At 46.2% G+C, this 10,268-nt stretch carries 13 protein-coding genes; 8 read left to right on the top strand and 5 right to left on the bottom strand.

The features are described 5' to 3' along the window. A partial coding sequence (locus RMO52_RS10275) for a winged helix-turn-helix transcriptional regulator (RefSeq protein WP_310413662.1) occupies positions 1 to 139 on the bottom strand: 139 nt, incomplete at its 3' end. Between the two features lie 109 nt (positions 140 to 248). Here RMO52_RS10275 and RMO52_RS10270 point away from each other — a divergent pair. The 7 genes from RMO52_RS10270 (at position 249) to RMO52_RS24685 (ending at position 5,444) form a co-directional block, all read left to right on the top strand. Then, positions 249 to 983, top strand: a complete 735-nt coding sequence (locus RMO52_RS10270) for an SDR family oxidoreductase (RefSeq protein WP_310413653.1) — start codon at positions 249 to 251, stop codon at positions 981 to 983. Positions 984 to 1,269: 286 nt separating this feature from the next. Beyond that, positions 1,270 to 1,887: a glutathione S-transferase N-terminal domain-containing protein gene (locus RMO52_RS10265; RefSeq protein ID WP_309745419.1), complete on the top strand. Its 618-nt coding sequence runs from the start codon at positions 1,270 to 1,272 to the stop codon at positions 1,885 to 1,887. A 29-nt stretch (positions 1,888 to 1,916) separates the two neighbouring features. After that, a complete protein-coding gene (locus RMO52_RS10260; RefSeq protein ID WP_309745421.1) occupies positions 1,917 to 2,039 on the top strand; it encodes a hypothetical protein in 123 nt (40 codons plus the stop codon). 109 nt (positions 2,040 to 2,148) lie between these two features. Further along, on the top strand, positions 2,149 to 2,727 hold the full coding sequence (locus RMO52_RS10255) for a flavodoxin family protein (RefSeq protein ID WP_309745423.1): 579 nt from the start codon (positions 2,149 to 2,151) through the stop codon (positions 2,725 to 2,727). 224 nt (positions 2,728 to 2,951) lie between these two features. Further along, a complete protein-coding gene (locus RMO52_RS10250; protein WP_310413650.1) occupies positions 2,952 to 4,163 on the top strand; it encodes an MFS transporter in 1,212 nt (403 codons plus the stop codon). Between the two features lie 45 nt (positions 4,164 to 4,208). Then, positions 4,209 to 4,577: a hypothetical protein gene (locus RMO52_RS10245; RefSeq protein WP_310413647.1), complete on the top strand. Its 369-nt coding sequence runs from the start codon at positions 4,209 to 4,211 to the stop codon at positions 4,575 to 4,577. 360 nt (positions 4,578 to 4,937) lie between these two features. After that, positions 4,938 to 5,444, top strand: a complete 507-nt coding sequence (locus RMO52_RS24685) for a carbohydrate porin (protein WP_396134945.1) — start codon at positions 4,938 to 4,940, stop codon at positions 5,442 to 5,444. 42 nt (positions 5,445 to 5,486) lie between these two features. Here RMO52_RS24685 and RMO52_RS10235 read toward each other — a convergent pair whose 3' ends face one another. The 3 genes from RMO52_RS10235 to RMO52_RS10225 form a co-directional block, all read right to left on the bottom strand. Continuing rightward, positions 5,487 to 6,791, bottom strand: coding sequence for a folylpolyglutamate synthase/dihydrofolate synthase family protein (locus tag RMO52_RS10235; protein ID WP_310413644.1), 1,305 nt, complete (start codon positions 6,789 to 6,791; stop codon positions 5,487 to 5,489). Between the two features lie 159 nt (positions 6,792 to 6,950). Next, positions 6,951 to 7,718: an SDR family NAD(P)-dependent oxidoreductase gene (locus RMO52_RS10230; RefSeq protein ID WP_310413641.1), complete on the bottom strand. Its 768-nt coding sequence runs from the start codon at positions 7,716 to 7,718 to the stop codon at positions 6,951 to 6,953. Positions 7,719 to 7,758: 40 nt separating this feature from the next. Then, on the bottom strand, positions 7,759 to 9,189 hold the full coding sequence (locus RMO52_RS10225) for a protein adenylyltransferase SelO family protein (protein WP_310413638.1): 1,431 nt from the start codon (positions 9,187 to 9,189) through the stop codon (positions 7,759 to 7,761). 212 nt (positions 9,190 to 9,401) lie between these two features. Between RMO52_RS10225 and RMO52_RS10220 the strand changes: the two genes are divergently transcribed. Then, a complete protein-coding gene (locus RMO52_RS10220) occupies positions 9,402 to 9,659 on the top strand; it encodes a chlororespiratory reduction protein 7 (RefSeq protein ID WP_310413635.1) in 258 nt (85 codons plus the stop codon). Here RMO52_RS10220 and RMO52_RS10215 read toward each other — a convergent pair. After that, on the bottom strand, positions 9,643 to 10,218 hold the full coding sequence (locus RMO52_RS10215) for a DUF2854 domain-containing protein (RefSeq protein WP_310413656.1): 576 nt from the start codon (positions 10,216 to 10,218) through the stop codon (positions 9,643 to 9,645). The genes RMO52_RS10220 and RMO52_RS10215 overlap by 17 nt on opposite strands. Between the last annotated feature and the right edge of the window lie 50 nt (positions 10,219 to 10,268).

The following is a 10,268-nucleotide window of genomic DNA, read 5'->3' as shown; positions in this document are numbered from 1 at the left end:
CTGGAATTAGCCGTTTCAACTCACTCAAACGTTGAGGTCGCTCGCGAATATTCCATAAAATCAAGATTTTCCATTTGCCACCTAGTATGCCCAAAGTGGTTTGGACGAATCTTCTGCCATCTACTTGTTTTGTTGTCATCTGAATTTCTCAACACACTTACAAAAAAGTAAGTACTTCCCAAAAAGTAAGTATCAAGTATACCGTAGTAATTAAGTCAAATCCAAATTTATATTAGGAGGCTAGCAGCATGTCATCATTAACCGGAAAAGTCGCAGTTGTCACCGCTTCATCGCGGGGAATCGGTCGATCGATTGCGTTGCGGTTGGGACGAGATGGGGCAGCAGTAGCGGTTAACTATGTTGCTTCACCGGAAAAAGCCGAAGCTGTAGTCAAAGAAATTATTGCTGGTGGCGGACGATCGATCGCAATTCAGGGCAGTGTGGCGGATCGAGCCGATGTGACGCGATTATTTGATGAGACGGAGAAGCAATTAGGATCGATCGATATTGTAGTCAATGTGGCAGGAGCAGCATCATATAAGCTTCATACTGACCTAACTGATGAGGATTTGGACAAAGTATTTGCGGTGAATGTTAAAGGTGCGGTGTACATGCTGCAAGCCGCCGCTCATCGCGTCAAAGATGGCGGAAGGATCGTTCAATTTTCGACTGGAGCGACCAAGCAGCCGCGAATTACTGGTGGGTTATATGCTGCAAGTAAGGCCGCTGGCGAACAATTTGCCTTTGCTTTGGCAAAAGAGATCGGGCAGCGTCAGGTGACGGTAAATGTGGTTTCACCTGGAGTTACCGACACAGATGGTTTGATTTTGCCCCAACCCGCAATCGACCATCTAATTAGCCAAACTCCGCTCGGACGTTTGGGTAAGCCGCAGGATATCGCCGATGTGGTGGCATTTCTAGTCGGTGATGATGCCCATTGGATGACGGGACAAAATCTCCAAGTCAATGGCGGTATTTTATAGTTAAGGTCAGTTAGTGCGGGTTAAGGATTTCCGCTTAACGAATATTAGCTTCGCGCCAGCACCGCCCTCAAATGAATTTGGGGCTAATAGCAAAAGTTCTCTGAAGAGAACTGCTACATCACCTAGTTCGTTTTAACGAACTTTCGCTATTAGCCCGTTGGCGTAGCCTCTCGGAACGAGACACTTATAGTTCAGGGCGGTGCTGGAACGAAGCAAATCAGCTTTCCTTATCCTATAAATAACCTGTTCAAAACCCCTTTGTAAAAACCAAAAAAGTAGGTATAAAATGACGATCGAGCTATATACAGCCAATACTCCTAACGGGCAGAAACCAGCAATCATGTTGGAAGAAATCGGTCTGCCTTATCAAATTTTTCCTGTCAATATCGGGCAGGGCGAACAACACGCAGATGCTTTTCTAGCGATTAATCCTAATGGTAAAATACCCGCGATTGTCGATGATGGTCAACGAGTATTTGAATCGGGGGCAATCTTAATTTATTTGGCAGAAAAAAGCGGAAAACTACTGCCAACTGATGCTAAGAACCGAGCGGCAGTTTTAGCTTGGACATTTTGGCAAGTTGGTGGACTCGGCCCGATGATTGGTCAATGGGGACACTTCTCGCGATCGGCACCGGAAAAAATACCTTATGCAATTAATCGATATTTAGATGAAAGTGTGCGGCTATTAAATGTGCTCAATACTCATCTAACCGATCGCATATTTATCGCTGATGATTATTCAATTGCTGACATCATGAACTATACATGGGCATCTAGTGGGCTGAACTTTATTCGTGCGGCTCATCCCGAACGAGTTGAGAATTTGGCAGCACTCGATCGATGGGTGAAAACAGTTGGCGATCGACCTGCGGTTCAAAAAGGTTTAGCAGTATTGAAATAACCATTTACTAAATCCAGAACTGAACCCCGATGATTACGTTTGTCAATGTGTTTACCGTTAAAACCGGACAACAGGCTGCTGCATTTGCGGGGATTCAGCAAATTTATACCGAAGTTGTCAAGTTTCAACCAGGATTTATTATAGAAACTTGATGTTATCAAAAAAATGTAGGTTGGGTTGCGAGTAGCACTAGCGCAGCATCTCCGTCAGGAGATAACCCAGCGCTCACAACAACCAATTCACAATTACCAGGAAAATCTCATGACAAATATTGCAATTATCTACTTCTCAGGAGCTGGCAATACTCATTTAATGGCAGAGGCAATTGCCACAGGTGCCCAAACAATTCCCGACACCAAAGTCCAATTACTCCGCATTACTGGCGAACAAATCGTCAATGGTCGCTGGAAAGATGAGGCAATGGTGGCTACTTTGAATAGTGCCGATGCAATTATTTTTGGTTCGCCAACTTATATGGGTGGCGTTGCCGCTCAGCTTAAAGCATTTATTGATGCTGCCAGCAGTATCTGGGCGCAACAACTCTGGAAAGATAAGATTGCTGGTGGCTTCACCCATTCTGCTGGTATGAGTGGCGATAAACAAGGCACGCTGATCTATTTGGCGACTAACGCCGCTCAACACGGAATGATTTGGGTGGGTGCGGGTGAAATGTCGCAGCCTAACGGGGTGAATCGATTGGGTTCTTATACAGGGGTGATGGGGCAAGCCATTCCTGATTTTACGGGGACAAAAACGGTAGAACTCGACACTGGCGATCGATTGTCTTGTGAATTATACGGTCAGCGAATTGCAGCAGCCACAGAACGTTGGCAGAAATAGATTAGCGAAGTTGGTGTGAATCCCTCTGTCTTGTCGGTTTTTTATTCTGGGGTTCCCCCAGAATAAAACCGCCGCTGCTTGGTGCAACACATGCGGAGGGAACCTCCGCGTGATTGCATCCGCTAAATCCCCCTTTCTAAGGGGGACTTTGAAAGCCCCCTTTCTAAGGGGGTTGGGGGATTTAGATCTCAAAACGAAGTCCAGTAAACCAAACCCATGTTCCAATGCCAAATCCCAATTCTTGGGCGACCAAATTAACGCTATTACTCGCCAGCAGCCTGACAGTCATGTCCGGTGCCACGGTTGCACCATCGCTGCCAGCGATGAAACAACAATTTGAAAGTGCAATTTCCGATCCCGATCTACGGACGACTTTAGTTAAATTAGTAATTACATTACCAGCATTATTTATCGTCATTGGTTCGCCGATCGCAGGTATCGTAGTCGATAAATTCGGTCGCAAACCGCTATTACTACTTACCGCAATTCTGTATGGTTTTGCTGGCAGTTCGGGGCTATTTTTAGAAAGTTTACCCGCAATTCTAGTCGGACGAGCGGTGCTAGGTTTGGCTGTGGCGGGGGTAATGGTGAGCGCAACTACCCTCATTGCTGATTACTATAGCGGCCCCGCACGGGCGGCTTTTATGGGGCTACAGGCTGGATTTATGGGTTTGGGCGGCGTGGTGTTTCTGACACTTGGCGGCGCACTAGCTCAACAAAACTGGCACTATCCGTTTGGGATTTACCTATTTGCATGGCCGATCGCATTATTAGTGTTCGCGTTTATTAGCGAACCCGATCGAAGCAATTCTGCCCAGCCAAACATGGGAGCGGCGAATGATTCAGCCAGCCAATCTACACCCATTGGCGTGATGATAATTGTCTATGGATTTACCACCCTCAGTCAAATTGCTTTTTATCTGATCCCCGTTCAATTGCCCTTTTATCTAGATGGTTTAGTCAAGGCTAATCCCTCTCAAAGTGGCATGGCGATCGCACTTTGCACCCTATTTTCGGCAATTGCTTCTGTTACCTATGGCAAGCTCAAACAACGGATGGAATTTGTCACTTTTTTACCTGCAATCTTTGGCTTCATGGGCATCGGTTATCTCTTAATCGGTCAATCTTCAAACTGGTTACAAGTATTAACCGGATTGGGGATTGCGGGGATGGGTTTGGGACTGCTGATGCCGAATATGTCGGTGTGGCTCAGTTCTGCGGTTCCCGATGCCCTGCGGGGGAGAGCCTTGGGTGGTCTTTCAACATCGATGTTCTTGGGGCAGTTTTTATCACCGATTGTCACCCAGCCGTTAACCAAATCTATGGGCTTAGGTGGCACCTACGCGCTCGTTGGCGGCGGTCTAGTTATCGTTGCCTTGGGATTTGCCGTTTTCAAGTCTCAAGTGCGTAATTTAACCCGTTCTCATGCTGTCTAAATCGTTCGCGGAGCGTCTCCTATGGAGAATCGAATTATCTGAATAATGTTGTATTTTTGGCGCAGATTGTTGATAAAGCATCTAAATAGACGACAGCCACTTGGCAGGAGCATCACTTTCTCAATCGTATTTGTTATCGTTAATTATCTTGGATTAACTACCGTTCGAGCAAACGAACCAATCCAGCAGATCGATCTTCAGCAGTCTGTAGATCTTAAATCTAGCGATCGGGCATTTCGATCGTTTAAGTCGATTGTCGATCGTTATAATTGTCTATCGCCATCTGCGGAAACTAGATCTAATCAAATTCAGCAGATCGATCGAACTAAGTTTGCTAAAGATCTGCCTGATTGTACCGATCGAATCAAAAATATAGCTGAAATAGATCCCGCAGATCTAGAAACATTGAGCTAATTACAAATCGAATTCGCGACAGAAATTACCGCTTTTAAAGGTAAACTCGAACGACTCGAAACTGATGTCATAAAAATAGAAACTCAGCAATTCTCGACAACTACAAAACTTAGCGGACAAGCGATTTTCGCCATTATCGATCGAAATCGCTATGCAAATACCAGTTTTCGGGACTTTTCTACTGCTGCAATTACTAATAATTTTATCTTACTACCTCGACCGGGCGGTGCGGGAGCTGTAATTGATTGGCAGCTCGATCGTCAATTTTCGATTCGGGGCGTTTACATTGCTAGTAGCGGTTCTACCAGCTTACCCGAAAATCAACAGTTTCTTGGCGGTGGTTCGCCCAATGATATTCGCTTGTTCCCGCTTGGGGGTGGTGGTTCTACAGGCGGATTGTTTGGCGATCCTTATTTGGGAGTTGTCGAAGTAGAATACGCACCGACAAAATCGATCGCCATGCGGTTACAATACAGCGGTGGCGAACTGCTTGGCAGCAAATTTGGTGTTGTTGGCGTTAATGCTGAAGTTGCACTTTCTCCCCAATTTGGCTTATTTGCCCGCTATGGTTCTGGTCTGTATCCTAACACCACACTGGGCGATATTCGTCCTCAATACTGGTCGGCGGGTATTGCTTTTCAAGACTTATTTACTAAGAATGACTTAGCCGGAATTGGCATCGCCCAACCGTTTATACTCAGCCAAGTTGGTAATGCAACTCAAACTAATTTTGAGGCATTTTACAACATCCCCGTTAGTAGTAATTTACGCATGACACCGCTCGTCCAAGTTATTACCAATCCAGCCAATCAAAGCACTAATAGCTCGATCGTCACTGGGACACTTAGGGCTGTACTTTCATTTTGAAGGTGCTATGAGAAAGTGATGTCTAGAACTTAGTACGTTACATTAGCGATCGCAAAATTGATTTTGGCTGAGAAAATTGCCTAACAAATATAAAGAACCACACAACACTGGTTGATGAACGGCGGTAGTTGAAAATGCCGCTGCTAATCCGCTCGGCAAGTCGCGATAAGTCTCGATCGCGGCAAGAGTGGGACACTCTAGGCGTGCCAGATCGGCTAGTGCGGCTGGATCGGCGGTACTATGTCCGGGAACGGGTACTAAGTACAGTCGATCGCCAGCACGGAGTAACGCCTGAAAAATTTCGGGATGTGCTTTAGTCGATAACATCCCCATCACCCAACTAATCGGCGTATTTAGCGTATCGACATACTGACGCAGAGCGATCGCCGCAGCGGGATTGTGTGCGCCATCGATTAATAATTTATGCCCTTGCCAAGTCGTCCACTGGATGCGTCCGCGCCACTGGGTATTTGCCATCCCCGTCACAAGTGCAGTGGCGCTAATTTTCCAACCAGCTTGGCGTAGTGTCTCAATTGTGGCGATCGCGATCGCGGAATTGGTTAACTGCATTTCGCCGAGTAAAGCCAGCGGGTATTTAATCCCGGCAGATTCGACCCAAGGCAGCCCTAGCGGTGAAAATGAGGTTGAGCCTAGATCTGCGGGTGGGCAGGTTGCTACAGCCGATTTAACCCAGATTGCGGGGCAATCGAGCTTGGCGATCCGTTCGCTGACGACAGTGGCAGCCTCGGGAGGTAAGGTACCGACGATCGCGGGACAGTTGGGTTTGAGAATACCTGCTTTTTCTCCAGCGATTTTGGCAATCGTTTCGCCGAGCTGCTGCCAGTGATCGATCGCGATCGAGGTAATAATTGTTGCTAGTGGTCGATCGCAAACATTAGTCTCATCCAATCTACCACCCAAGCCAACTTCAATGACGGCAATATCTACTTGTGACTCGGCAAAGTACAGCCACATCGCCGCTGTCACGATTTCAAACTGTGTGGGGGTGGGCTTAGCCGCATCAATGGCGGCAATAACTCTAGAGAGAGTGCTTAGCGCCACCTCAGTCGAAATCGGTCGATCGTCGATACAAATCCGCTCGTTCCAGTCTACCAAGTGCGGCGATGTATATCGACCGACTCGATAACCTGCGGCACTCAGCACACTAGAGAGATAAGCACATACAGAACCTTTGCCATTTGTCCCCGCCACATGAATTATCGGCACAGCCTGATGCGGCGAGCCGAGTGCGGCGAGTAAAGTTTGGCTGCGGCTGAGTCCTAAATTCACCCCAAATTGATGAAATGGTGCCAATAGAGTATCGATAGCGGAAGTTGAATCTGTCACTGCGAAGTTAGGGGGAAGTGATTAGGTTTTAGGTTTTAGGCTTTAGGCTTTAGGCTTTGGGAAATCGGATGTTTGGCATCACTAATCACTATTCACTATTCACTATCCACTATCCACTATCCACTAATAACTTTATGTTAATGCAAGATATAAAACAGTCTACCAAGGTAATTGACTGCCATCCCAAGAGAAAAATTCACCACTATCGATCGGCTCTAATCGATCGATAACTGTGCATAATTGGGATACGGTGCGATCGACTGAAAATAACTTTTCTGGGGGGACATTGCGTTGAAATGGTAGCGACAATCGGGTGTCAGTCGTTCCAGGATGGAGTGCGACTAATATCGCTTGCGGACAGGTGCGCTTGTACTCGATCGCGGTGGTGCGAATCAACATATTTAGGGCAGATTTGGATGCGCGATAGCCATACCAGCCGCCGCTGTGATTGTCGCCAATACTGCCAACTTTAGCCGATATTGTCGCGAGGATCGATCGATTTGGATGTTTGAGTAATGGTTGTACTTGTTTTAATAATAAGATCGCGCCGACACTATTAACTTGGAAATAACGTAAGAGTTGTTCGCTGTTAATATGGCGTAGACTTTTCTCGGGTTGCATTGCGCCTTCATGTAAAACGCCAACAGCATTAATTACAAAATCGAGCGTAGCAGTCTCAGTTTGAATCTTGTGAATTACCGCTGCAATTTGTGATTCATCCGTGATATCCATCTGGAAACAGCACAAGCGAGGATCGGCAATCGCCAGTAACTCTGTCGCCGACTCTAAGCTGCGATAGGTGGCATAGACACACTCACTATCCGCTCGATCGAGTAACCGCCGGACGAATCCCAACCCAATCCCCTGTCCTCCACCAACAACTAGGGCAGTTTTTAAAAAGCGATCGCTTGGATTATTTTCTAACATTTCTTTGCAAAATTAACCTTTAATATAGATAAAATACTCGCTATGTACCCGCTTGAATCTTCCCTAACAATGTATAAAAGGGTTCCCAATTATTATCTTGAGCGATCGGTTCCCAAATTGCTTCGATCTGGGGACGTAGTAAAATCGTCTGGGGATTCGATCGAGTCAGCAAGTTTTCGACAGTATCTAGCTCTGATGCTGGGATAGTACTCATCGCTTGATGATATAACTGTAGCCATTGTTGATATCCAGAATTGCTGACTAATTCTGGCAGGAGTTCGGTTTCATTCAAAATCGCATTAGGATCTAATTTCCATCGCAATTTAAATGCTTGACTCAATTCAAAGAAAAATTGGTGATAGCCGACTTGGGTATCTGTTAATAGTTGGAGCGTGGTAACTAACAATTCATCAAGGATCGGATTAGTTGCGCCTGTAAATCCGAGCTTTTGGAGCATGAGCTGTTTGTAACGATCGAAATAATAACCTTCAAACTTGGCTAAAGCTGCGGTCATTTCGGTGGGATCGATCGCCGCACCTAGCGGCTGCTGAAGTAGTTCTAAATTGAGCTTGCAGATGCCTGGTTGATTGCCATAACTATAGCGTCCGTAATGGTCGAAATAGGCAGCAGTAAAGTCAGGATTATAAGTAGGTAAAAACGCAAAGGGGCCATAGTCAAAACTCTCCCCCGTAATCGACATATTATCGGTATTGAGTACAGCATGACAAAAGCCGACCGCCATCCAGTGAGCGACTAATTCGGCAACTCTTTGGACTAATTCGTTGTAAAATTGGATATAGCGTTCTGCGCCTTCAGCACTACTTAAATGACTGTAATAATAGGCAATTACATGGTCTAATAACTTCTGAATTAAATCGGGGCGTTTGAGATAGTTTAAGCGCTCGAAGGTGCCAAACCGAATGTGCGATCGACTAAACCTAACCATCACCGCAGAACGCGTTGGCGACGGTTCGTCCCCCCGCCACAAGTCTAAACCCGTCTCCACCAGGCTCAAACAGCGAGAAGTCCGCACCCCCATCTGATGTAGCGCTTCAGCGGCTAGAACCTCCCGCACGCCACCTTTGAGCGTCAACATGCCATCACCGCCGCGCGAATAAGGCGTTCTCCCCGAACCTTTGGTGCCAAAATCATAGAGTTCGCCATCGGTACCCCGCACCTGTCCGTAAAGGAAGCCGCGTCCGTCACCCAATCCAGGGTTATATTCACCAAATTGATACCCATGATAGCGGAGCGCTAAAAAGGGGTGTGATGGATTGGCAAAATTACCAAAAGCTTCGATAAAATCGGCATCGCTAACTTGGCGCGGATCGAGTCCGAGCCGCACCAACAAATCATTATTCCGAAAGCGTAAGATCTGCTGGGGAAATTCGGCAGCTACTACGTCATCATAGTAGTCGGTGCCGAGTGATTCGATCGCGGCTTCATAGTTAAGTGATAATAGTGGATTCATGGATTAGTGGATAGTGAATAGTGGATATTAAAAATTAACGATCGAAGAATAAAGTAAATAGAGATTAATGGCTACAATAAGATCGAGAGCTAGATTATTTCTTAGTTGTTACCCATTCACTAACAACTATTCACTATCCACTGTCTTGAAAAGGTGCTTCACTTGGGGAAACCCCAAGAACGCACTTTTCGCTATCCACTATCCACTAATCTATGTCTGACTCGTTAATGTTTAGTAATGAAGCTTACGTCGTGCTGGAGACAGATTCGCCAGAGCAGATCCTGACTCCAGCAGAAATGTCTGCAAAACTTCAAGAAATTGTCATCAAATTTGCTGACGATTTACCGATCGATGTCCAGCAAATTAGTGGCGTCAACGAGCGAGTCAAATATCTCCTAGATACTAGCTGTGAGCTGGATTTAGCACCAGGAGAGTATTTACAATGGTACGCAATTAGGCTGGAGAAGTAGCCAGTTCCTTGGCTGGCTCGACGACGATTAATGTGACGACGATTTCTTCATCATCGTATCCGGCGATCTGGGCATCGATACCGGGGCCAAAAAATTTGGTAATCTTCCCGCGTTTTTCTTCCCACACGTCAAAACTCATAAACGGTGAGTAGAATTTTAAAATCAGTGCGTAAGCCCCGCCAATCTCTGTCTCTTGGAGAGTTTTGAGAATGGGTCGATCTTCATCTGTCGGCGCTAGTCCGAGCTTTTCTAGGGCAACGTCTAGATGCGCTTCTTGTCCGTAGCGGAATCTGGTGACATCTTTGCGGATTTGATTGAGGGTAGGTGTAGCTTGTGCTTCTCTGAGCTTGACGAGATTGGCGGGGGTGATTTGCTCGAACGGAACTGGTTCGAGTTCTGCTGATTTGAGCGCTAAGCCGCCCAAGAATAAGGGAATACCGTAGAAGAAACCAATTAAATTAAAGGTCGCATCATCGATCGCGTAGGCAAAAAAGCCAATCAGGGCGAGGAGACCGCCAACATTAATCAGAACTAAACTAAGTGGAATTTGACTTAACATACCGATCGCGTAAAAGACTGAATCTCTATTATTATCAACCAACTCATCCT

Source organism: Chamaesiphon sp. OTE_8_metabat_110 (assembly GCF_031382685.1).
Classification (GTDB): domain Bacteria; phylum Cyanobacteriota; class Cyanobacteriia; order Cyanobacteriales; family Chamaesiphonaceae; genus Chamaesiphon.
This window is presented reverse-complemented; position numbering and strand designations above follow the sequence as displayed.

Excerpts from the sequence above, each read along its gene's own strand:
- RMO52_RS10270 (WP_310413653.1), top strand. The coding sequence starts at position 249 with ATGTCATCATTAACCGGAAAAGTCGCAGTTGTCACCGCTTCATCGCGG.
- RMO52_RS10265 (WP_309745419.1), top strand. The coding sequence starts at position 1,270 with ATGACGATCGAGCTATATACAGCCAATACTCCTAACGGGCAGAAACCA.
- RMO52_RS10260 (WP_309745421.1), top strand. The coding sequence starts at position 1,917 with ATGATTACGTTTGTCAATGTGTTTACCGTTAAAACCGGACAACAGGCT.
- RMO52_RS10255 (WP_309745423.1), top strand. The coding sequence starts at position 2,149 with ATGACAAATATTGCAATTATCTACTTCTCAGGAGCTGGCAATACTCAT.
- RMO52_RS10250 (WP_310413650.1), top strand. The coding sequence starts at position 2,952 with ATGCCAAATCCCAATTCTTGGGCGACCAAATTAACGCTATTACTCGCC.
- RMO52_RS10245 (WP_310413647.1), top strand. The coding sequence starts at position 4,209 with ATGTTGTATTTTTGGCGCAGATTGTTGATAAAGCATCTAAATAGACGA.
- RMO52_RS10230 (WP_310413641.1), bottom strand. The coding sequence starts at position 7,718 with ATGTTAGAAAATAATCCAAGCGATCGCTTTTTAAAAACTGCCCTAGTT.
- RMO52_RS10225 (WP_310413638.1), bottom strand. The coding sequence starts at position 9,189 with ATGAATCCACTATTATCACTTAACTATGAAGCCGCGATCGAATCACTC.
- RMO52_RS10220 (WP_310413635.1), top strand. The coding sequence starts at position 9,402 with ATGTCTGACTCGTTAATGTTTAGTAATGAAGCTTACGTCGTGCTGGAG.
- RMO52_RS10215 (WP_310413656.1), bottom strand. The coding sequence starts at position 10,218 with ATGTTAAGTCAAATTCCACTTAGTTTAGTTCTGATTAATGTTGGCGGT.